A 21,995-nucleotide genomic window follows, 5' to 3' on the forward strand; every position below is an offset into this window, starting at 1 on the left:
AGGGCGGACCCTGCCGACAGGGTCCGCCCTTTCACACGCTCTCAGGCGCTACTTCTTCTTCGCGCCGCGCTTCTCGCGCACCCGCACCGAGATGTGGATCGGGGTGCCCTCGAAGCCGAACTCCTCGCGCAGGCGGCGCTCGATGAAGCGCCGGTAGCCCGCCTCGATGAAGCCGGAGGCGAACAGGACGAAGCGCGGGGGCTTGGTGCCGGCCTGGGTGCCGAACAGGATGCGCGGCTGCTTGCCGCCCCGGACCGGGTGCGGATGGGCGGCGACCAGCTCACCGAGGAAGGCGTTCAGCCGGCCGGTGGGAACGCGGGTCTCCCAGCCCTGAAGGGCCTTCTCGATCGCCGGGACCAGCTTCTCCATGTGGCGGCCGGTGCGCGCCGAGACGTTGACTCGGGGCGCCCACGCGACCTGGCCGAGCTCGGTCTCGATCTCCCGCTCCAGGTAGTAGCGGCGCTCCTCGTCGAGGTTGTCCCACTTGTTGTAGGCGATGACGACCGCGCGGCCCGCCTCGACGGCCATGGTGATGATGCGCTGGTCCTGCACCGAGATGTTCTCGGAGGCGTCCAGCAGGATGACGGCGACCTCGGCCTTCTCGACCGCGGCCGCGGTGCGCAGGGAGGCGTAGTAGTCGGCGCCCTGCTGGAGGTGGACGCGCTTGCGGATGCCTGCGGTGTCGACGAACTTCCAGGTCGTGCCGCCCAGTTCGATGAGCTCGTCGACCGGGTCGCGGGTGGTGCCCGCCATCTCGTTGACGACGACGCGCTCCTCGCCGGCCACCTTGTTCAGCAGCGAGGACTTGCCGACGTTCGGGCGGCCGATCAGGGCGATGCGGCGCGGGCCGCCGACGGCGGTACCGAAGGTCTGCGCCGGGGCCTCCGGCAGCGCCTCCAGGACGGCGTCCAGCATGTCGCCGGTGCCGCGGCCGTGCAGGGCGGAGACCGGGTGGGGCTCGCCGAGGCCCAGCGCCCACAGGTAGGAGGCGTCGGCCTCGCCGCTCGGGCCGTCGACCTTGTTGGCGGCCAGCACGACCGGCTTGCCGGCCTTGCGCAGCAGGCGGACGACCGCCTCGTCGGTGTCGGTCGCGCCGACCTTGGCGTCCACGACGAAGACGACCGCGTCGGCCGCGTCGATCGCGTACTCGGCCTGGGCCGCCACGGAGGCGTCGATGCCGAGGACGTCCTGCTCCCAGCCGCCGGTGTCGACGACCTTGAAGCGGCGGCCCGCCCACTCGGCCTCGTAGGTGACGCGGTCGCGGGTGACGCCCGGCTTGTCCTCGACGACCGCCTCACGACGGCCGATGATGCGGTTCACCAGGGTCGACTTGCCGACATTGGGGCGGCCGACGACGGCGAGCACGGGGAGCGGACCATGGCCCGCCGCCTCGATGGCGCCCTCGACCTCTTCGATGTCGAAGCCCTCTTCGGCGGCGAGCTCCATGAACTGCGCGTACTCGGCGTCGCCGAGCGCCCCGTGGTCGTACTCGTGCTCGGCCGAGCCCTCGGGCTGAATCTGCTCGTTCATGAAGTCCGTACCTCGTCGTTGATCGTGGTGATCGGTGGAGCACCGCCGGTGCGGTGATCCACTACTCAAGTGTGGCCTAACGCCCGGTAAGGCGCCTGGCGTCTTCCAGGTGGGCGGTGAGCTGCTTCTGTATACGCACCGTGGCCTCGTCCAGCGCCTTACGCGTACGCCGTCCGCTGCCGGCGCCCGCCTGGAACGGGTCGCCGAAGACGACGTCGACGCGCGAGCGCAGCGGCGGCAGTGCCTTTATCAACCGGCCCGGCCGCTCAGAGCTTCCCAGCACCGCCACCGGGACGATGGGCGCACCGCTGCGTACCGCGAAGTACGCGAGCCCCGCGCGCAGCGAGGCGAAGTCGCCGTCGCCCCGGGTGCCCTCGGGGAAGATCCCGAGGACGCCGCCGCCGTCCAGGACGCCGAGCGCCCGTGTGATGGCGGTGCGGTCGGTGCCCTCGCGGTCCACCTTCAGCTGGCCGATGCCGGTCAGGAAGGCGTCGAGCGGCCCGACGAACGCCTCCTTCTTGATCAGGAAGTGCGTCGGCCGGGGTGCCACGCCCATGACCATCGGGCCGTCGATGTTGTGCGCGTGGTTGACGGCGAGGATCGCGGGTCCCGTCGCGGGGACCCTCCAGGCGCCGAGCACGCGCGGCCGCCACAGGCCGTACATCAGACCGACGCCGATGCGTCGCCCGACGTCGGCGCCCCTCTCGGAGGGAACGGGCGGCTGGGTCACCTGGCCGCCCGCTTCTCCTCGACGAGGGTGACGACGCACTCTATGACCTGCGTCAGCGTGAGCTCGGTGGTGTCCACCTCGACCGCGTCGCCCGCCTTGGCGAGCGGGGAGGTCTTGCGGCTGGAGTCGGCCGCGTCGCGCTTGATCAGCGCCTCGCGGGTGGCCTGGACGTCGGCGCCCTTCAGCTCACCGCTGCGGCGGGCCGCGCGGGCCTCCGGCGAGGCGGTGAGGAAGATCTTCAGGTCGGCGTCGGGCAGCACGGTGGTGCCGATGTCACGGCCCTCGACGACGATGCCGTCCTCGGCCGAGAGCGCGATCGTGCGCTGGAGCTCGGTGATCCGGCTGCGCACCTCGGGCACCGCGCTGACGGCGCTGACCTGCGAGGTGACCTCCTGCGTGCGGATCGGACCGGCCACGTCGGTGCCGTCGACGGTGATCGTCGGGGCGGACGGGTCGGTGCCGGAGACGATCTCCGGCTTGCCCGCGACGGCGGCGATCGCGCTGGGGTCGTCGAGGTCGATGCCGTTGTTCACCATCCACCAGGTGATGGCCCGGTACTGGGCCCCGGTGTCCAGGTAGCTCAGGCCGAGCTGAGCGGCGACGGCCTTCGACGTGCTCGACTTGCCCGTGCCGGACGGGCCGTCGATCGCGACAATCACGGGCGGGGCGGTCCGGGCGGCGCCGTTTTCCACGGAGGACACCTTCCTGGTGAAGGGTGGTGGGTCGGGTTGCGGGACGCGCATGCGCCCCCGCACAAGGTTACTGGCTCGCGGGAGGCCCGATGACGGGCGTTCCCCGGGGCCCCAGCGGCGGGCTCGGCCCGCCTCTCTGCGGCTCCGCGGCTCCGCGGCTCCGCGGCTCCGCGCGCCCACGCTACCGGGCACCGGACTTCGCTCGCGGGCGCCGACCTCCGGCTCCGCGCCCCCTTAGGGGGTGTCTCGTCGATCAGGCCGGGCTCGCGACGCCTGGCACCGCACCTCGCCGCGGGACCGGCCGCCTCGCCGCGGGACCGGCCGCCTCGCCGCCGCTGCCGGCCCCCTGGCACGGTCACGGTCCGGGCGCAGCCCCCTACGGGCCCAGGCGCCCAGCCGCGCTCACTGGCGCAGGGCCCAGCCCCGCTCGCGCAGCGCGGCGCCGAGGGCCGGCGCCGCCTTCGGTTCCACCATCAGCTGCACCAGACCGGCCTGCTGCCCGGTCGCGTGCTCGATACGGACGTCCTCGACGTTGACCCCGGCCCGTCCGGCGTCGGCGAAGATGCGGGCCAGCTGCCCGGGCTGGTCGTCGATGAGCACGGCGACGGTCTCGTACGCGCGCGGGGCGCTGCCGTGCTTGCCCGGGACGCGGACCTGCCCCGCGTTGCCCCGGCGCAGCACGTCCTCGATCCCGGCGCCGCCCTCGCCGCGCTCGGTCTCGTCGGCGGACTGCAGGGCGCGCAGGGCGCGGACGGTCTCGTCGAGGTCGGCGGAGAGTTCGGCGAGCAGGTCGGCGACCGGTCCGGGGTTCGCGGACAGGATGTCGATCCACATGCGGGGGTCGGAGGCGGCGATCCGGGTCACGTCCCGGATGCCCTGGCCGCACAGCCGTACGGCCGCCTCCTCGGCGTGCTCCAGGCGGGCGGCGACCATGCTGGAGACCAGGTGGGGCATGTGCGAGACGAGGGCGACGGCGCGGTCGTGGGCGTCGGCGTCCATGACGACCGGGACGGCCCGGCAGTGCGAGACCAGTTCCAGGGCGAGGTTCAGCACCTCGGTGTCGGTGTCGCGGGTGGGGGTGAGCACCCAGGGGCGCCCCTCGAACAGGTCGGCGGTCGCGGCCAGCGGGCCGGACTTCTCGCGGCCCGACATGGGGTGCGTGCCGATGTACGCCGACAGGTCCAGGCCGAGCGCCTCCAGCTCGCGGCGCGGGCCTCCCTTGACGCTGGCGACGTCGATGTAGCCGCGGGCGGCGCCCCGGCGCATGGCGTCCGCGAGGACGCCGGCGACGTGGGCGGGCGGGGCGGCGACGATCGCCAGGTCGACGGGGCCCCGCGGCGGCTCGTCCGTACCGGCGTCGAGCGCGGCGGCCGTACGGGCCTGCTCGGGGTCGTGGTCGGCGAGGTGGACGGTGACGCCCCGCTGGGACAGGGCGAGGGCGGCGGACGTGCCGATGAGGCCGGTGCCGATGACGAGTGCGGTTCTCACTGGGCGATGTCCTTGCGCAGGGCGGCGGCGGCGCCGAGGTAGACGTGGGCCATGTCGGCGCGCGGCCGGTCCGTCTCGACATGGGCGAGGACGCGGACGACGCGCGGCATGGCGCCCTCGATGTCCAGCTCCTGGGCGCAGATCAGCGGTACGTCGACGATGCCCAGCGCCCGCGCGGCGGCCGCCGGGAAGTCGCTGTGCAGGTCCGGCGTGGCCGTGAACCAGATGCTGATCAGGTCGTCCGCGGTCAGCTCGTTCCGCTCCAGGACGGCGGTGAGCAGGGCCCCCACCTTTTCGTCCATGTGGCCGGCGTCGTCCCGTTCCAGTTGGACGGCCCCCCGGACCGCTCGTACCGCCACGGCGCTGCTCCTTGCTGAGTCACGTGTCTGATCTCGGACCGTCCAGCCTAGTCAGCCCGGCGGGGAACCGATCACCGTGACCGCCGTACGAGACAGCACGGGACGTCAGAAGGTACCCGTTTCATGGCACTCCCTCCCGGTTCCTTCGTCTTCGATGGCTTCAGTGCCAGGATGCTGCGCACCCGGCAGGGAAGCCTGCCTCCCGTTCTCCCGGTACTTCCGCACGCTTCGGAGTGACGACATGACTCACAGCTCGACGCGTCGTACGGCGCTCGCGACGGGTGCCGCGGCGCTCGCCGCGGGCTGCGTGGGATGCAGCAGCAACGGCAACGGCTCCGCGTCGGCGGCGTCCACGCCCGCGTCCGGCCCCGCCTCCACGCCCGTCTCCCAGACCTCGGCCGCGACCTCGGCCGCGTCGTCGGACACCGCCGCCGGCCACGCCCTGACGACGACGGCCGACATCCCGGTCGGCGGCGGCAGGATCTTCGAGAAACAGAAGGTCGTGGTCACCCAGCCGAAGAAGGGCGAGTTCAAGGCCTTCTCGGCGATCTGCACCCACCAGGGCTGCACGGTGACCAAGGTGGCGGACGGCACCATCGACTGCCCCTGCCACGGCAGCAAGTTCGAGATCACGGACGGCGCGGTGGCCCATGGCCCGGCGACCCGGCCGCTGCCCGAGGAGAAGATCATGGTGGAGGGAAATTCGATCCACCTCGCCTGATCCGCCGCGTACGCTCCCGGGCACGCGGCCCGAGACCCTTGCGACCACACGGTCTACGCCTGTGTGACGGGTTCGCGCGCCTTCGGCCTGGCGACGGACGACAGCGACACCGACCGCCGGGGCGTCTTCCTCGCCCCCACTCCCCCTGTTCTGGCGCTTCGAGAAGCCGCCGACGCACGTGGAGGGGCCGGCGCAGGAGCAGTTCAGCTGGGAGCTGGAGCGCTTCTGCGAGCTGGCCCTGCGCGCGAACCCGAACGTCCTGGAGTGCCTGCATTCCCCCCTGGTGGAGCACCTGCACGCCACGGGCCGCGAACTGCTCTCCCTGCGCGAGGCGTTCCTCTCCCTCCAGGTGTACGACACGCTCACCCGCTACGCCCTGAGCCAGCGCAAGAAGCTGGAATCCGACGTCCAGCGTCACGGCGCCCCGCGCTGGAAGCACGCGATGCACCTCCTGCGCCTGCTCATGAGCGCCCGCGACCTGCTGCGCACCGGCGAGCTGAACGTCGACGTCGGCGACCAGCGCGACCCCCTGCTCGCGGTGAAGCGCGGCGAGGTCCCCTGGTCCCGCGTCGAGACCTGGATGACCGACCTGTCAGCCGAAACGGAGCGGGCCGCCCACCAGACCCCCCTCCCATCCGAACCGGATCGCCGCCGCGTGGAGGACTTCCTGATCCGCGTACGGCGCGACTCAGCCGCCCAGGCCTTCTAGGCGGGCCCTACGCATCCCAGAGCGCCCCCAGCGCCATCAGGTCCCCGCGGTATTCGATGCGGTCCGCCCAGGCGGCGGGCCAGGCGTCCTCGCCGAGGTGGGCGCCGGCGAAGGCGCCGGTGAGGCAGGCGATGGAGTCCGAGTCGCCCGCGGTGCAGGCGGCGCGGCGCAGGGCGGTGACGGGGTCGTCGGGGAAGAGCAGGAAGCACAGCAGGCCGGTGGCGAGGGCCTCTTCGGCGATCCAGCCCTCGCCGGTGGCCAGGCACGGGTCGGTCTCGGGGGAGCCGGTGTCCAGGGCCGCCTGGAGGCGGTCGAGGATGCGCAGGCACTCGTCCCAGCCGTGCGCGATGAAGAGCTCGGGTGACGAGGACTCGGAGCGGGTCCACAGGTCGCCGAGCCAGGTGTGGTGGTAGTGGGTGCGGTTGTCCTGGGCGTACGTGCGCAGGGCGGCGACGAGGGCGGCAGGGGCGGTGCCCTGGGCGAGCAGCCGTACGGCACGGGCGGTGAGGTCGGAGGCGGCGAGGGCCGTGGGGTGGCCGTGGGTGAGGACGGACTGCAACTGGGCGGCGCCGGCGCGCTGTTCGTCGCTCAGGCCGGGAGCGAGACCGAGGGGGGCGACGCGCATGTTGGCGCCGCAGCCCTTGGAGTTGATCTGGCTGGCGTCCTGCCACACACGGTCGTCCCGGAGGCGGCGGCACGCGACCATGCAGGTGTGTCCGGGCGCCCGGTTGTTCTCGGGCGAGCCGAACCAGTCGACGAACTCCTCGCGCAGCGGCCGCTCCAGGCGCTTCGGGGTGAGCACCCCGCGGTTCATGGCCGTCCGCAGGGCACGCCCCACGGCCAGCGTCATCTGCGTGTCGTCGGACACGCGCGCGGGCTCGGCCAGTTCCATCGTCCGCCAGGGCCCGTGCCGCTCCTCGATCCGCCGCACGTCGATGAACTCGGTGGGGTAGCCGAGCGCGTCCCCGAGCGCGAGCCCCAGCAGGGACCCGGTGGCGGCGCGTTTCCTGACGCTGGTCGTGGTGGTGGTCATGCGGGGCGTCCTTCCCGGGTCGGCCGGAGCAGGGGCGGGTGCAGGGCGGCGGCGGTCCCCGCGCGGTAGAGCGCGGCGGGTTTGCCACGGCCGCCGGTGAGCCGGGCGGCGCCCGGGACCGGCTCGACGAAGCCGGGTGCGGCGAGCACCTTGCGGCGGAAGTTGGGCCGGTCCAGCGCGGTGTCCCACACCGCCTCGTAGACCCGCTGGAGCTCGCCGAGCGTGAACTCGGGCGGGCAGAAGGCGGTGGCGAGGCAGGTGTTCTCCAACTGGGCGCCGATCCGGTCGCGGGCGTCGGCCAGGATCCGGTCGTGGTCGAAGGCGAGCGGCACCGCGCTCGCGTACGGCACCCAGCACGCCTGCGCCGCGTCACCGCCGCCGCGCGGCTCGGGAGGGTCGGGCAGCAGCGCGGTGAACGCGACGGACACGACGCGCATCCTGGGGTCGCGGCCCGGCTCGCTGTAGGTGCGCAGCTGCTCCAGGTGCAGCCCGGAGACGTCCGACAGGCCGGTCTCCTCGGCGAGTTCACGCCGGGCCGCCGTCTCGGCGGACTCGTCGGGCAGCACGAAGCCGCCGGGCAGCGCCCAGTGACCGGCGTACGGCTCCTGGCCCCGCTCGACGAGCAGCACGTGCAGCGCGCCCTCGCGCAGCGTCAGCACGGCGAGGTCGACGGTGACGGCGAAGGGCTCGTAGGCGTACTTGTCGTAGCCGTCCACGAACTCCACCCCCCTTTATGGTCGCTCTGACTATAAAGGGGGGTGGAGTTCGCTACAAGGCCTGCTACAAGGTCTACCGCAAGGCTTAGAGGTCGACTTCCTTCATCAGCATCCCGACCTCCGTGTTCGACAGGCGGCGCAGCCAGCCCGACTTCTGGTCGCCCAGGGTGATCGGCCCGAAGGACGTGCGCACGAGCTTCTCGACCGGGAAGCCGGCCTCGGCCAGCATGCGCCGGACGATGTGCTTGCGGCCCTCGTGCAGGGTCACCTCGACCAGGTAGTTCTTGCCGGTCTGCTCGATGACCCGGAAGTGGTCAGCGCGCGCGTAGCCGTCCTCCAGCTGGATGCCGTCCTTCAGGCGCTTGCCCAGGTCGCGCGGGATCGGGCCGACGATGGCCGCGACGTACGTCTTCTGCACGCCGTACCGCGGGTGGGTGAGTCGGTGCGCCAGCTCGCCGTGGTTGGTGAGCAGGATGATGCCCTCGGTCTCGGTGTCGAGCCGGCCGACGTGGAACAGGCGCGTCTCGCGGTTGGTGACGTAGTCGCCGAGGCACTGGCGTCCCTCGGGGTCCTCCATCGTCGAGACGACACCGGCGGGCTTGTTCAGCGCGAAGAACTGGTACGACTGCGTGGCGACGGTCAGACCGTCGACCTTGACCTCGTCCTTCTCCGGGTCGACCCGCATGCCCTGTTCGAGCACGATCTCGCCGTTGACCTCGACCCGCGCCTGCTCGATCAGCTCCTCGCAGGAACGCCGGGAGCCGTAGCCCGCGCGCGCGAGGACCTTCTGCAGCCGCTCGCCCTCCTGCTCGGCGCCCGGGAAGGTCTTGGGCGGCTTGACGTCCTTCTTGCCCGCGTACCGCTCCCTGTTCCGCTCCTCGGCCCGGGTCTCGTACTCACGCGAGCGGCCGGGAGCCGTACGCCCACCGCTCTGCTGGGCCCGCTTGGGGCCGCCCTTGGCGCCACCACGGGCCGCGCCGCCGCGGCCGGCCTTGGGGCCGTCCTTCGTGGCGCCGGGGCCCACGTCGTAGCGGCGCTCCTCGGGGCGGGGCTTGCTGGGACGGCCCTGCCCCTGCTGGCGCTCGTCCCTGTTGTTGCCCGCGCCGCGGTGGTTACCGCGCCCGCCGCTCTTGCCGCTGCCGCTGCTTCGCATCAAAGTTCCGTCTTAGTCGTCTGCGTCCTGACCGCCGGGCGCGTCGGGCGCGTCCGGGTCGAACGACGGTACGCCCTCCTGGGTCTCGGCCTCGATCGCCTCCGCCTCCGGGAGGAAGGGCGCGAGCTCCGGGAGTTCGTCCAGGCCGCGCAGGCCCATCCGCTCCAGGAAGTAGTTCGTCGTCCTGTACAGGATCGCACCTGTTTCGGGTTCCGCGCCTGCTTCCTCGACCAGACCGCGCTGGAGGAGGGTGCGCATCACGCCGTCGCAGTTCACTCCGCGCACGGCGGAGACGCGGCTGCGGCTCACCGGCTGGCGGTAGGCGACGACGGCCAGGGTCTCCAGGGCCGCCTGGGTGAGGCGGGCCTGCTGGCCGTCCAGGACGAAGCGTTCGACGGCGGGAGCGTAGGCCGGACGCGTGTAGAAGCGCCAGCCGCCGGCGATGAGGCGCAGCTCGAATCCCCGGTCCTGGACGGTGTACTCGTCGGCCAGCTCGCGCAGGGCGTCGCCGATCTGCCGCCTCGGGCGGTGAAGGATCCTGGCGAGGTGCTCCTCGGTCGCGGGTTCGTCCACGACCATGAGCACGGCCTCCAGGGCGGGCTTGAGGTCCAGCCCGGCGACGCCGCGCAGGCCCTCCGGAAGCTCGGTGGTCTCCTCGCTCACGCGATGCTCTCCTCCTCGGTGTCGTCCGTCTCCTCGGTCTTCTCGGCGGGCGGCCGGTCGAACTCGTCCGTCACCCTGGGCGCCTCGTCCCCGTCCCCGCCGGTCCAGCGCACGGTGAGCTCGCCGAGGGCGGCCTCCTGGTCGAGGGCGACGGCCTTCTCGCGGTACAGCTCCAGCAGGGCGAGGAAGCGGGCGACGACGGTCAGGGTGTCGTCGGTGTCCTCGACCAGGGCCCGGAAGCTGGCCTCGCCCAGGTCCCGGATCCGGGCCACGACGATCCGAGCCTGCTCCTGCACGCTGACCAGCGGCGCGTGGATGTGGTCGACGTACACCTGCGGCTTGGGCCGGGGCTGCATCGCCTTGACCGCGAGCTTGGCGAACCCCTCCGGACCGATGCTGATGACGACCTCGGGCAGCAGGTCGGCGTGGTGCGGTTCGAGTCCGACGGTACGAGGGTGACGCAGGGCCTCGTCGTCCAGGCGCCGGTTGAAGATCTCGGCGATCTGTTTGTACGCCCGGTACTGGAGCAGCCGCGCGAAGAGCAGGTCCCGCGCCTCGAGCAGCGCCAGGTCGGCCTCGTCCTCGATCTCGGCGGCGGGCAGCAGCCGGGCCGCCTTGAGATCGAGCAGCGTGGCGGCGACGACGAGGAACTCCGTCGTCTGATCCAGGCTCCAGTCGGCCCCCATCGCCCGGATGTGCGCCATGAACTCATCGGTGACCTTGGACAGCGCCACCTCGGTGACATCGAGCTTGTGCCGCGAGATCAACTGCAGCAACAGATCGAACGGCCCCTCGAAATTCGCAAGCCGAACCTTGAAGACACCGCCGCCGGCACGGTCTTCGCCACTGTCCTGACCCACGTCCGTGGTGGCTGAAGGAGACTCGGGACCGGCTTGCTGCGACTCGGCCGCAAGCAGTCCATGCCCGGGAGCGTCTTCGGGCTCACGCCCAGCCCCAGCCACCGCCTCGGACTCGCCTTCCGGCCCTGAACCGGGCGCCAGATCGCGCCGGCGCTCGGACGACTGCTCCACGATGGCCTGCGACGCCTCCCCCGTAAGCGAACCGCCCCGGGAGGCAACCTCGGCCGTATCCCCGCCGCCCGGCTCCGCCTCCAGCCCCGACGGGGGCAGCTCGACCGTCGGCGGCTGCTGCTTCGCAGGCGGCGGCGTCTCGTCGGCGGGAGCCGTGGGTGAGGGGGGCTGGACCCGTGGAGCGGTGGTGCGGGGGCCCTGCCCCAGGGGACGGCGGCGAGGGGCGTCGGTCATGGCCGTCGCAGGGTATCGTCTGGGCCCCCGCGGAGGCGGCTAGTGCCTGTCCAACGCGGATCAGGCGTCTAACTGCAAGGCGGAGGAGCGCGTCGGCAACCGACGGCAACGCCGCAGATGGGCGTTGCCAGACCCCACGTCCGCGGCCTGATCCGCCGGACAGGCCCTATAGGGGGTGTCTCGTCGATCAGGCCGGACCAGGGAGCGGCGTCTGGTGCCGTGCATCGCAAGGCGGAGGAGGGAGTCGATGCGGAGCGATGAGGGTGCCCCCTGCTCGAACGAAGCCGAGAGCTTGGGGGAGACCGACGACAACGCGGCTGGGGGTGCCCCCTGCTCGAAGAGCTTGGGGGAGGTGCCAGACGCCGCGAGCCCGGCCTGATCGACGAGGCACCCCCTAGCGGCCGCGCAGTCGGCGTACGAGGATGCTCGCGTCTCCGCGGGACTCCAGGTCGGCCAGGACCACGGCGACCGCCTCGCGCACGATGCGGCCCCGGTCGACCGCGAGGCCGTGCTCACCGCGGAGCACGAGGCGGGCGTGCTCCAGGTCCATCAGTTCCTCGGCGGACACGTACACGGTGATCTTCTCGTCGTGCCGCTCGCGCCCGCTCGGGCGGCGGGCCGCCGCGCGCCCCCGCTTGCGCGGCTGCGCGGCGGACGCGTCCTGCGTCCCCGAGCGCCGTGGGGGGCGGCTGCGGGACTCGCCGGCCTCGGCCGGGTCGGCCTCCGCCGCCGCGTGCTCCGCGCCCCCGCCGTCGCCGCCCTGCGCGGGCACCGACTGCGGCGCGTCCTCACCGGCGGCGGCGCCGTCGCTCTCCCCGGCGGGAGCCGGCACCCGGGCCTCGCCGCCGCCCTGGCGCCGGGGAGTGGACGCCTGGAGCGCCATCCCCCCTGTCGTACGGAACAGTTCGTCGGCTCCGGGCAGACTCACTCGGCGTGACACCGGGCGAGCACCTCCCTGGCGAGCTGGCGGTAGGCGGCGGCACCGACGGAGTTGGAGGCGTACGTGGTGATCGGCTCACCGGCGACCGTGGTCTCCGGGAAGCGGACCGTACGGCCGATGACCGTGTGGTAGACGTGATCGTCGAACGCCTCGACGACGCGCGCCAGGACCTCGCGGCTGTGGACCGTGCGCGAGTCGTACATCGTGGCGAGGATGCCGTCGAGCTCCAGCTCGGGGTTGAGCCGCTCCTGGACCTTCTCGATCGTCTCGGTCAGCAGCGCCACACCACGCAGCGCGAAGAACTCGCACTCCAGCGGCACGATCACCTTGTGAGCGGCCGTCAGCGCGTTGACCGTGAGCAGACCGAGCGAGGGCTGACAGTCGATCACGATGTAGTCGTAGTCGCTCATCAGCGGCTTCAGTGCCCGCTGGAGCGTCGACTCGCGGGCGACCTCCGAGACCAGCTGGACCTCGGCGGCCGACAGGTCGATGTTGGAGGGCAGCAGGTCCATGTTGGGGACCGCCGTCTTCAGCAGGACCTCGTCCGCGGACATGCCCCGCTCCATGAGCAGGTTGTAGACCGTCAGATCGAGTTCCATCGGGTTGACGCCGAGACCCACCGACAGCGCGCCCTGCGGGTCGAAGTCCACGAGCAGCACGCGCCGGCCGTACTCCGCGAGCGCGGCACCCAGATTGATGGTCGACGTCGTCTTGCCGACGCCGCCCTTCTGGTTGCACATCGCGATGATCTTCGCGGGCCCGTGGTCGGTCAGCGGGCCCGGGATCGGGAAGTACGGCAGCGGGCGCCCGGTCGGGCCGATGCGCTCGCGGCGCTGACGCGCGGCGTCGGGCGCGAGCGTGGCCGCGTACTCGGGGTCGGGCTCGTACTCGGCGTCCGGGTCGTAGAAGTGCCCGTCGGGCAGTTCCTCGTAGTCGGCGAATTGGTTGTGGGGCGCGCCACTCCCGTCGCCGGCCATGGCGTTCACGTGATGGCCATCCATGCTCTGGTGTGCTGGGTGAGTCACCCCTGAGGTCCGGTGACTCTGTTGGGCTGCGAAGGTGCGCACCGCGACGGAGCCGACAGCCTCGAACCCCGTGGGTCCCTGACCCCGTACCGGCGTTCCTGGGTGACCACCCCCGGGAGAAAATGTCGACTCATTCACAAGTCGTCTTACCTCCTTGGTGACCAGGAAACTTCTAGACAGGTCAGCGTGGCACCATGCCGACGATTGGCGACTCTATGGCGTGTCGGCGGTCCGCAGCAACACAATCCGCCGGACCCGGCAGGATGTGTCGACAATGAAACATCTCGCTGTCAAGGGCGTACGGCCGCGGTACAGCAGCTTTCACTGATGCGCGAATCGGTCGAAGCGTTGCGTTCGAGGCGAGTTGACCGAGCGTCGCAAAGTGACCATACACACATCCGGCCGGACCTTGTCGGGCAAGGTCCGGCCGGGTGCGCGAGGTTGACGAACCGTGTTGACGAATCGCCTTGTCACCGACGGCGACTTGGCCGCGGTGCGGGCGGCGGGTCAGCCGATCAGGGTCTCCAGCTCGATGGAGTCCAGGCCGTGGGCCTCGGCGACCTCCTTGTAAACCACCTTGCCGTCATGGGTGTTGAGGCCCTTGGCCAGCGCGGCGTCCCGGCGCAGGGCCTCGGCCCAGCCGTTGTTGGCCAGCGACACGATGTACGGCAGCGTCGCGTTGGTCAGCGCGTAGGTGGAGGTGTTGGGCACCGCGCCGGGCATGTTGGCGACGCAGTAGAAGATCGAGTTGTGCACCTGGAAGGTGGGCTCGGCGTGCGTGGTCGGACGCGAGTCCTCGAAGCAGCCGCCCTGGTCGATCGCGATGTCGACAAGGACACTTCCCGGCTTCATCCGGGACACCAGCTCGTTGGTGACCAGCTTCGGGGCCTTGGCGCCCGGGATGAGGACGGCACCGATGACCAGGTCGGCGTCGAGGACGGCCTTCTCCAGCTCGAAGGCGTTGGACATGACGGCCTTGACCTTCGTGCCGAAGATCCGGTCGGCCTCACGCAGCTTGTTGATGTCGCGGTCGAGCAGGGTCACCTCGAAGCCCATGCCGATGGCGATCTGCGCGGCGTTCCAGCCGGAGACACCGCCGCCGATGACGACCGCCTTGGCGGGCAGCGTGCCGGGGACACCGCCGGGCAGCACACCGCGGCCGCCGGCCGCGCGCATCAGGTGGTAGGCGCCGACCTGCGGGGCCAGCCGGCCCGCGACCTCGGACATCGGGGCGAGCAGCGGCAGGGCGCGGCTGGGGAGCTCGACAGTCTCGTACGCGATCGCCGTGGTGCCGGACTCCAGGAGGGCGTCGGTGCACTCCTTGGAGGCGGCCAGGTGCAGGTAGGTGAAGAGCGTCTGGTCCTTGCGGAGGCGGTGGTACTCCTCCGCGACGGGCTCCTTGACCTTCAGCAGCAGGTCCGCGGTGGCCCACACCTCGTCGGCCGTGTCCAGGATCTCGGCACCGGCGGAGACGTACTCGTGGTCCGGGATGGAGGAGCCGAGGCCGGCGCCCCGCTCGACGACGACCTGGTGGCCGTTGCGCACCAGCTCGTGCACACCGGCGGGGGTGATGGCCACCCGGAACTCGTTGTTCTTGACCTCGCGGGGGATGCCGACCTTCACGTCGATCACGGTCCTTGGCTCAGAGAGTGTGGGGGCATTACAAGACAAACCCAGGCATGCGGGCGCACACCGGGAGGCACCGCGGAAGAAGGTGCGGCAGGGCCAGTTTAATGAAGGCGTTCCGCCTGTCTAGCCTTTCATTGCATCAATCTCTGTCGGATGCGCTACGGATTTCGCAGGTGCTTGCACCGTGCTGCAGGGCAGGTTCCCGCTCCGGTCGCGGATCGGAGCCCGGCCCGGGGTCGACTCCGGTCTCCGGCCCGGCTTCACCTTCGGTTCCGGAACCGGCCTCCTGATGTTCCTGAGGCACCGGGAGCCCGGGAAACTCCTGGGGCTCCTCCTCCCCCAGCATGCGCTCGCCGGCGCTCCGGTGCAGTCGGGCGGCGGCCGGGTCGCCCAGGCGGTCGAGGGTGTCGGCGAGCCGGAGATGCAGGGCGGCCTGGAGCCGTACGTCGTCGGCGCGGCGCGCCCACTCGACCGCCTCCTGGCAGGAGTACAGGGACTCCTCGGGGCGTCCGGCGTACTCCTGGACACGCGCCAGCTCGCTCAGCGCCCGTGCCTGGGCCGCGACATCGCCCGTCCTGCGGTGTCCGGCGATGGCCGCGCGCCAGCCGCGCAGCGCCTCGCCGTAACGGCCCGCGTAGGTCTGGGCGGTGGCGATACGGCCGTAGAGCCGGGCGGCGTCGGCGCGCTCGTCGCGGGCCAGCCGCTGGGCGAGGGCGCGGCCGAACCAGTCGGCGGCCCGGTCGTAGTCACCCAGTTCCTGGTAGGCGCCGCCCACGGATTCCATGGCGCGGCCGGTCGCGTACGGGTCGCCGGCCGCGCGTCCGGCGTCGAGGGCGGCCCGGTAGCGGACCAGCGCCTTGGCCGTGCGGCCGGTCCGGACGTCCAGGTCGGCGAGGTTCAGCAGGGCGGCGGCCTTCTCGCGGTGCAGCTCGTGGCGCTCGGCCACGTCGAGGACGAGACGGTGGATGCCGTACAGGTCGGGGGCGGCCGCCTGGGTGCCGATGTGCGCCACCATGGCCCGCACCAGCTGCGACATCAGCCGGCGAGCCAGCGTGTCCAGGCCTCCGTCGGCGACCGCGAGGCGGGCCGAGGCGAGCAGGGCGGGCCGGCGGACCCGCAGCCAGTCGGCCGCGGCACGGGGGCTGGAGAAGCGCAGCGCGCGCGGCAGTCCCTGGACCTTCTCGCGGGCCTCGGCGCCGTCCGTCTCGGTGATCGCCCGGCAGGACTGGAGCAGCCGTACGGTCCGCTCCAGCATCCGGGCGCGGGCCAGCTGGAGTTCGCCGGGCCGGTCCTGGGTGTCGGCGAGGGCGCGCAGCAGGGGATGCAGACAGGCGGGAACCTCGTACTGCGGCAGCGGGGCGGGCACGGCCCGCAGCAGGCCGAGGGCGACGAACTGGTCCAGGGTGCCGCGAGCGCTGTCGACCGAGCAGCCGGCGAGAGCGGAGGCGGTGTGCGGGTCGACGAGGCCGGCCGGGGCCAGGCAGAGCAGGCGCAGCATCCGGGCGGACGAGGCGGGCAGGTGGTCGTAGACCAGCCGGAAGACGCGGGACAGGGGCGCGGTCTCGTCCAGCTCCGCGTGCAGGCGCTTGGCCAGGTGGGAGACGGCGGCCTGGGGACAGGAGGCGAGCCAGCCGCCGGCCAGGGTGAGGGCGGCGGGGTGCGCCTGGCAGATCTCGACCAGGCTCTCGGCGGCGCGCGGGTCGACGGTGATGCGGACCGATCCGGTGTACCGGGTGAGCAGTTCGATCGCCGACTTGGTGTCGAGGCCGCCCAGGGTGCACGGGCGGACGTCCGTGATGCCGGTGAGCGGGCCCTTGGACACGGCGACGACCAGGCAGTCGGGGGTGTCCGGCAGCAGGGCGTCGACCTGTTCGGGCGAGGCAGCGTCGTCCAGCAGGAGCAGCATCCGCCGCCCGGCGAGAGCCGTCCGCAGTACCTCGGTGAGGTCGTCGGCGGCGGCTCCCGGCGGGATGGGCAGGTCGAGGGCGGCGAGCAGGTCGGCGGCGGCGCGCTCGACCGGTACGGGTGTGCCGTCGGGTTCACCGAGCCGGGCGCGCAGTACCCCGTCGGGGTAACGGCCGGCGACCTGCTCCACGAGCTCCTCGGCGAGGGCCGTACGGCCGGAACCCGGTCTGCCCGCGATCAGCAGCACGCGCGCGCGTGGGGCCTTGCGGCCGGCGAGGGTGTCGAGGCCGGCGCGCTCGATGTCGGCGCGCAGCTCCTTCAACTCCCTTGTACGGCCCAGGAACTGACGCTCCACGTCCGCTTCGCCGGACAGCTTCACGCCGCCTGTGTTCACCGCCTCGTCCGCCACGGGCCACACTCCCGTTCCACCGCACCGCGAGCCCGCCGGGACTCCGGTACGGGCGCGTCAGAGCCTAGTTCACGCTCTGCGACGTTCCCTGCGGAGCGCGGCGGGCACGTCCCCCGATCGGATCAGGCGATCGTCACACCGGAGGCATCGCGGCGTGCGGGGCGCGAGGCGGAGGCGCGTGGCGGTCGCGTCAGGCTTCGAAGGGGCGCGCGGGCCACGGGGCCGCGGCCGGGCGCAGCTGCTCGACGCCGTCACCGGCGCGCGCCGCGACCAGCGACAGGACGCCCACGACGAGGCAGTTGTTGTGCAGCTCCCCGGCGAGCACGCCGCGGACGAGCTCGTCGAGCGGCACGCGCGCGAGCTCCATGTCGGCCTCTTCGTCCTCGACCTCGAAGCGCTCCCCCTCGGCCTCGGACAGACCCCGGGCCAGGAAGATCCGTACAGCCTCGTCGCAGCCGCCGGGCGTGGTGTACACGTCGGTCAGCACCCGCCAGTCCTCGGCCTTGACGTGCGCCTCCTCGTACAGCTCGCGCTGGGCGGCGTGCAGCGGGTTCTCGCCGGGCACGTCGAGCAGGCCGGCCGGGATCTCCCACAGCTTCTGCCGCACCGGGTGGCGGTACTGGCGGATGACCACCACACGGTCCTGGTCGTCGATGGCGAGCACGGCCACGGAGCCGGGGTGGACCTGGTAGTCGCGGCGCGCCACCGAGCCGTCGGGCATGACCAGGTCGTCCGTGCGGACGGAGGTCTTGTTGCCGACGAAGGGAGTCCCGGTCGCCCGGACCTCCCACTCCTCCGGGGTGTCCTTGATGGTCATGCCCTGTCCTTCCGCACGCTTTCAAAAAAGACCGGCCAAAAGAGAAAACCGGGATGCTCGCCTCCGGAAGGCGGGCACCCCGGTCACGGTACAACTCGTGGGTTACTCGGCGGTCTTCCGCTCGACCGCGGCCTTCACCAGGCCGGCGAAGAGCGGGTGCGGGCGCGTCGGCCGCGAGCGCAGCTCCGGGTGCGCCTGGGTGGCGACCAGGTAGGGGTGGACGTCGCGCGGGTACTCGACGTACTCGACGAGCTTGCCGTCCGGCGAGGTGCCCGAGAAGACGATGCCGGCCTTCTTCTCCAGCTCGGCGCGGTAGGCGTTGTTCACCTCGTAGCGGTGGCGGTGGCGCTCCTCGACGTACTCCTTGTCGTCGTACACCTCGCGCACGATCGAGCCCTCGGCCAGCTTGGCCGGGTACATGCCGAGTCGCATGGTGCCGCCCATGTCGCCCTCGCCGGCGACGATGTCCATCTGCTCGGCCATGGTGGAGATGACCGGGTGGTTGGTGGCGGCGTCGAACTCGGTGGAGTTGGCGTCCGGGATGTCGGCCAGGTTGCGCGCGGCCTCGATCACGATGCACTGCAGGCCGAGGCAGAGGCCGAGCAGCGGGATCTTGTTCTCGCGGGCGTAGCGGATGGCGCCGACCTTGCCGAGCACACCGCGGTCGCCGAAGCCGCCGGGGATGCAGATGCCGTCGACGTCGCCGAGGACGGCCGCGGCGCCGGCCGGGGTCTTGCAGTCGTCCGAGGTGACCCACTTGATCTTGACGCGGGCCTTGTTGGCGAAGCCGCCGGCGCGCAGCGCCTCGGTGACCGAGAGGTAGGCATCGGGCAGGTCGATGTACTTGCCGACCAGGGCGAGGGTGATCTCGTGGTCGGGGTTGTGGACGCGGTCGAGCAGGTCCTCCCACGTCGTCCAGTCGACGTCGCGGAAGGGCAGGTCGAGCTTGCGCACGACGTAGGCGTCCAGGCCCTCGGCGTGGACGACCTTCGGGATGTCGTAGATCGAGCGGGCGTCGGGGCAGGCCACGACGGCGTCCTCGTCGACGTCGCACATCAGCGAGATCTTGCGCTTGATGGCGGTGGGGACCTCGCGGTCGCAGCGCAGCACGATCGCGTCGGGCTGGATACCGATGTTGCGCAGCGCGGCGACGGAGTGCTGGGTCGGCTTGGTCTTCAGCTCGCCGGAGGGGCCGATGTAGGGCAGCAGCGAGATGTGCACGACGAAGACGTTGTCGCGGCCGACCTCGTGGCGGACCTGGCGGACGGTCTCCAGGAACGGCAGCGACTCGATGTCGCCGACGGTGCCACCGACCTCGGTGATGACGACGTCCACCTCGTCGGTGGCCATGCGGCGGATGCGGTGCTTGATCTCGTTGGTGATGTGGGGGATCACCTGCACGGTGTCGCCCAGGTACTCGCCGCGCCGCTCCTTGGCGATGACGGTGTTGTACACCTGGCCGGTGGTGACGTTGGCGGAGCCGTCGAGGTCGCGGTCGAGGAAGCGCTCGTAGTGGCCGATGTCCAGGTCGGTCTCGGCGCCGTCGTTGGTGACGAAGACCTCACCGTGCTGGAAGGGGTTCATCGTGCCGGGGTCGACGTTCAGGTACGGGTCGAGCTTCTGCATGACGACGCGCAGGCCACGGGCCTTGAGCAGCATGCCCAGGCTGGAGGCGGTGAGGCCCTTGCCGAGCGAGGAGGCGACACCCCCGGTGACGAAGATGTGCTTGGTCGTCGTGGATTTCGGCGGCATGGCCAAGAGGGGGCTCCCGTGGTCGCGATCTGGAGGGCGGTGCGGCTGCCGGCCCGGAGATCTCCGGGGGTGCCGTCGCTGCGGTTCGGGGGTCCCCGGTCGTCATTTCTGTCCGTCGGGGGCCCACCGGTCCACGGGCTACCAGGGTATCAGCGCCTCGGAGAGATGGCTTCCGGCCACGCTCCGCGCACGCGCCGACACGGGCGGCAGGCCATCACCCCTTGCTCACTCGTTCGGCCCACACAGGTTGCCCCGAGCGGCACGCAGATCATCTACGTGCGTCGTATCCTGCTCGGACACTCGCTGCCGAGCCCGGCCGGCATCTCGGCACACCCCCGCCGAATGCACCGGAGACAACGCGAGCTCGTCAGTCCGCTTGGCCTCGCTGAGCCAGGACCGCCGCTTCGCCCCAGGGCCGCGCGGCTGCTTCACTGGACCGTTCAACGAGGCACAACAACAACGACCCCTTGACCGCACCAGCGACAGCCCCCTTCCCCCGGGGGCGACGTGGCCGTTCGACTGGAGTTGCACGTGGCCGGGCGCATCGAAGACTACGCACTCATCGGAGACATGCAGACCGCGGCGCTGGTCTGCCGGGACGGCACAGTCGACTGGCTGTGCCTGCCCCGCTTCGACTCGCATGCCATCTTCGCCGGTCTGCTGGGCACCGAGGAGCACGGCTTCTGGCGGATCGGCCCGGCCCACGCGGACGACGCGAAGCCGCCGGTCGCGGCCCGGCGCACCTACCACGGCGACTCGCTGATCCTGGAGTCGGAGTGGGACACCCCGCGCGGCACGGTCCGCGTGACCGACTTCATGCCGCCGCGTGACGGCGCCCCCCAGCTGATCCGCATCGTCGAGGGCGTCACCGGCCGCGTGCCCATGCGTTCCGCCCTGAGGATGCGTTTCTCCTACGGCCGGATCGTGCCGTGGGTGCGCAAGGAGGACGGCCGTACGGTCGCCGTCGCGGGACCGGACTCGGTGTGGTTCGACACCTCCGCCGACACCTACGGCGAGGACCTGACGACGTACTCGGACTTCACGGTCGCGCCCGGCGACCGGATCGCGTTCACCATCTCCTGGCAGCCCTCGCACAAGGAGCCGCCCCCGCTGCCGGAGCCCGAGGAGTCGCTCCAGGCGACGGAGGAGTTCTGGCGCGAGTGGGTCGACCAGTGCACCTACCACGGGCCGTACCGCGAGGCGGTGATCCGCTCGCTGATCACGCTGAAGGCGCTGACGTACGCCCCCACCGGCGGCATCGTCGCCGCGCCCACCACCTCCCTGCCGGAGGACATCGGCGGCGTCCGCAACTGGGACTACCGCTACACCTGGCTGCGCGACGCCGCGATCACCCTGTCCTCGCTGCTGCGCACCGGCTACCGCGAGGAGGCCCGCGCCTGGCGCGAGTGGCTGCTGCGCGCGGTCGCCGGTGACCCGGAGAACCTCCAGATCATGTACGGCATCGCGGGCGAGCGCGAGCTCGGCGAGGCGGAGCTGGACTGGCTGCCCGGCTACGAGAACTCCGCGCCGGTACGGGTCGGCAACGGCGCCGCGCACCAGCTCCAGCTGGACGTGTACGGCGAGGTCACCGAGGCCCTGCACCTGGCCCATATGACGGGCCTGGCCCGCAGCGACTACGCCTCGCTGCTCCAGATGCGGCTGATCCGCTACCTGGAGGACCACTGGCGTGAGCCCGACGAGGGCATCTGGGAGGTGCGCGGACCGCGCCGCCAGTTCGTGCACTCCAAGGTGATGGCCTGGGTCGCGGTGGACCGCGCCGTGAAGCTGATCGAGTCCGGTGACGCCGACGGTCCCCTGGACCGGTGGCGCGAGCTGCGCGACGAGATCCACCGCGAGGTCTGTGAGAAGGGTTACGACAAGGAGCGCAACACCTTCACGCAGTACTACGGCTCCAAGGAGCTGGACGCCTCGCTGCTGCTGATCCCGCAGATGGGCTTTCTGCCGCCGGACGACAAGCGGGTCATCGGCACCATCGAGGCGATCCAGCGCGAGCTGTCCACGTCGGACGGCTTCATCCTGCGCTACCCGACCGAGGGCGACGACGAGGGCGTCGACGGCCTGCCCGGCGACGAGGGCGCCTTCCTCGCCTGTTCGTTCTGGATGGCGGACGACCTGGCGATGATCGGCCGCGTGGACGAGGCCCGCCAGCTGTTCGAGAAGCTGCTCTCGCTGCGCAACGACCTCGGTCTGCTCGCCGAGGAGTGGGACCCGCGTCTCAAGCGCCAGGTCGGCAACTTCCCGCAGGCGTTCAGCCACGTCCCGCTGATCGACACGGCCCTGCGGCTGACGGCTTCGGGGGCGTACGGCGGCTGATCTGTAGGGTCCCGTTTTCCGTGTCGTATTCCGCGACGTGATGTCGTCGCCATGTCGGATACGACACGGCAGCGGGATTCATGCCTCCAGCGCCGATAGTTCCACCCTTTGTGTATCGGATCACC

18 protein-coding genes and 1 pseudogene are annotated in these 21,995 nt (G+C 71.6%); 3 read left to right on the forward strand and 16 right to left on the reverse strand.

The genetic code is table 11. From position 1 onward, the window contains the following. Window positions 1–48 precede the first annotated feature (48 nt). The 5 genes from der to aroH form a co-directional block, all read right to left on the reverse strand. Window positions 49–1,530, reverse strand: coding sequence for a ribosome biogenesis GTPase Der (der, locus tag QFZ74_RS06480; protein ID WP_307619818.1), 1,482 nt, complete (start codon window positions 1,528–1,530; stop codon window positions 49–51). 76 nt (window positions 1,531–1,606) lie between these two features. Further along, complete coding sequence (locus tag QFZ74_RS06485) at window positions 1,607–2,194, reverse strand: 1-acyl-sn-glycerol-3-phosphate acyltransferase (protein WP_307624057.1); 588 nt, start codon at window positions 2,192–2,194, stop codon at window positions 1,607–1,609. Window positions 2,195–2,256: 62 nt separating this feature from the next. Beyond that, entirely contained in the window at window positions 2,257–2,952 is a 696-nt protein-coding gene (gene cmk / locus QFZ74_RS06490) for a (d)CMP kinase (protein ID WP_307619819.1), read from the reverse strand. 402 nt (window positions 2,953–3,354) lie between these two features. Next, a complete protein-coding gene (locus tag QFZ74_RS06495) occupies window positions 3,355–4,440 on the reverse strand; it encodes a prephenate dehydrogenase (RefSeq protein ID WP_307619820.1) in 1,086 nt (361 codons plus the stop codon). Further along, entirely contained in the window at window positions 4,437–4,799 is a 363-nt protein-coding gene (gene aroH / locus QFZ74_RS06500) for a chorismate mutase (protein WP_307619821.1), read from the reverse strand. Before aroH ends, QFZ74_RS06495 begins: the two co-directional genes overlap by 4 nt. Before the next feature lie 241 nt (window positions 4,800–5,040). On the opposite strand from aroH, the gene QFZ74_RS06505 reads away from it, so the two are divergent. Both QFZ74_RS06505 and QFZ74_RS06510 read left to right on the forward strand, forming a co-directional pair. After that, entirely contained in the window at window positions 5,041–5,520 is a 480-nt protein-coding gene (locus tag QFZ74_RS06505) for a Rieske (2Fe-2S) protein (protein ID WP_307619822.1), read from the forward strand. A 63-nt stretch (window positions 5,521–5,583) separates the two neighbouring features. After that, a pseudogene (locus QFZ74_RS06510) lies at window positions 5,584–6,229 on the forward strand (DNA polymerase beta superfamily protein). Between the two features lie 7 nt (window positions 6,230–6,236). Here QFZ74_RS06510 and QFZ74_RS06515 read toward each other — a convergent pair. From QFZ74_RS06515 to QFZ74_RS06565, 11 genes are all read right to left on the reverse strand, one after another. Beyond that, on the reverse strand, window positions 6,237–7,262 hold the full coding sequence (locus QFZ74_RS06515) for an ADP-ribosylglycohydrolase family protein (RefSeq protein ID WP_307619823.1): 1,026 nt from the start codon (window positions 7,260–7,262) through the stop codon (window positions 6,237–6,239). Then, window positions 7,259–7,987, reverse strand: a complete 729-nt coding sequence (locus QFZ74_RS06520) for an NUDIX domain-containing protein (protein WP_307619825.1) — start codon at window positions 7,985–7,987, stop codon at window positions 7,259–7,261. Before QFZ74_RS06520 ends, QFZ74_RS06515 begins: the two co-directional genes overlap by 4 nt. Before the next feature lie 76 nt (window positions 7,988–8,063). Further along, the gene (locus QFZ74_RS06525; protein WP_307619826.1) at window positions 8,064–9,131 is read right to left on the reverse strand and encodes a pseudouridine synthase; all 1,068 of its coding nucleotides are present in this window, start codon (window positions 9,129–9,131) and stop codon (window positions 8,064–8,066) included. Between the two features lie 12 nt (window positions 9,132–9,143). Further along, window positions 9,144–9,794, reverse strand: a complete 651-nt coding sequence (scpB, locus tag QFZ74_RS06530) for an SMC-Scp complex subunit ScpB (RefSeq protein WP_307619827.1) — start codon at window positions 9,792–9,794, stop codon at window positions 9,144–9,146. Next, on the reverse strand, window positions 9,791–11,059 hold the full coding sequence (locus tag QFZ74_RS06535) for a segregation/condensation protein A (protein WP_373462352.1): 1,269 nt from the start codon (window positions 11,057–11,059) through the stop codon (window positions 9,791–9,793). Before QFZ74_RS06535 ends, scpB begins: the two co-directional genes overlap by 4 nt. A gap of 394 nt (window positions 11,060–11,453) precedes the next feature. Then, window positions 11,454–11,999 carry a hypothetical protein gene (locus QFZ74_RS06540; RefSeq protein WP_307619828.1) on the reverse strand — a complete coding sequence of 182 codons (546 nt, stop codon included), beginning with the start codon at window positions 11,997–11,999 and terminating at the stop codon, window positions 11,454–11,456. Further along, window positions 11,984–13,162: a ParA family protein gene (locus QFZ74_RS06545; protein WP_307619829.1), complete on the reverse strand. Its 1,179-nt coding sequence runs from the start codon at window positions 13,160–13,162 to the stop codon at window positions 11,984–11,986. The genes QFZ74_RS06540 and QFZ74_RS06545 overlap by 16 nt, the downstream gene beginning before the upstream one ends. Before the next feature lie 369 nt (window positions 13,163–13,531). Then, complete coding sequence (ald, locus tag QFZ74_RS06550) at window positions 13,532–14,656, reverse strand: alanine dehydrogenase (protein ID WP_307619830.1); 1,125 nt, start codon at window positions 14,654–14,656, stop codon at window positions 13,532–13,534. 136 nt (window positions 14,657–14,792) lie between these two features. Next, window positions 14,793–16,967 carry a tetratricopeptide repeat protein gene (locus tag QFZ74_RS06555; protein ID WP_307619831.1) on the reverse strand — a complete coding sequence of 725 codons (2,175 nt, stop codon included), beginning with the start codon at window positions 16,965–16,967 and terminating at the stop codon, window positions 14,793–14,795. Window positions 16,968–17,157: 190 nt separating this feature from the next. After that, entirely contained in the window at window positions 17,158–17,784 is a 627-nt protein-coding gene (locus QFZ74_RS06560) for an NUDIX hydrolase (protein ID WP_307619832.1), read from the reverse strand. A gap of 102 nt (window positions 17,785–17,886) precedes the next feature. Continuing rightward, a complete protein-coding gene (locus QFZ74_RS06565; protein ID WP_307619833.1) occupies window positions 17,887–19,536 on the reverse strand; it encodes a CTP synthase in 1,650 nt (549 codons plus the stop codon). Window positions 19,537–20,067: 531 nt separating this feature from the next. Here QFZ74_RS06565 and QFZ74_RS06570 point away from each other — a divergent pair. Next, window positions 20,068–21,870, forward strand: a complete 1,803-nt coding sequence (locus tag QFZ74_RS06570) for a glycoside hydrolase family 15 protein (RefSeq protein WP_307624059.1) — start codon at window positions 20,068–20,070, stop codon at window positions 21,868–21,870. The last annotated feature ends 125 nt before the right edge of the window (window positions 21,871–21,995 follow it).

Origin of the sequence: Streptomyces sp. V3I7, assembly GCF_030817495.1 — a bacterium.
Lineage (GTDB): Bacteria > Actinomycetota > Actinomycetes > Streptomycetales > Streptomycetaceae > Streptomyces.

Coding starts and splice junctions, on each gene's coding strand:
- QFZ74_RS06535 (WP_373462352.1), bottom strand. CDS start 11,059: ATGACCGACGCCCCTCGCCGCCGTCCCCTGGGGCAGGGCCCCCGCACC.
- QFZ74_RS06525 (WP_307619826.1), bottom strand. CDS start 9,131: ATGCGAAGCAGCGGCAGCGGCAAGAGCGGCGGGCGCGGTAACCACCGC.
- der (WP_307619818.1), bottom strand. CDS start 1,530: ATGAACGAGCAGATTCAGCCCGAGGGCTCGGCCGAGCACGAGTACGAC.
- QFZ74_RS06560 (WP_307619832.1), bottom strand. CDS start 17,784: ATGACCATCAAGGACACCCCGGAGGAGTGGGAGGTCCGGGCGACCGGG.
- QFZ74_RS06485 (WP_307624057.1), bottom strand. CDS start 2,194: ATGTACGGCCTGTGGCGGCCGCGCGTGCTCGGCGCCTGGAGGGTCCCC.
- QFZ74_RS06515 (WP_307619823.1), bottom strand. CDS start 7,262: ATGACCACCACCACGACCAGCGTCAGGAAACGCGCCGCCACCGGGTCC.
- QFZ74_RS06565 (WP_307619833.1), bottom strand. CDS start 19,536: ATGCCGCCGAAATCCACGACGACCAAGCACATCTTCGTCACCGGGGGT.
- QFZ74_RS06505 (WP_307619822.1), top strand. CDS start 5,041: ATGACTCACAGCTCGACGCGTCGTACGGCGCTCGCGACGGGTGCCGCG.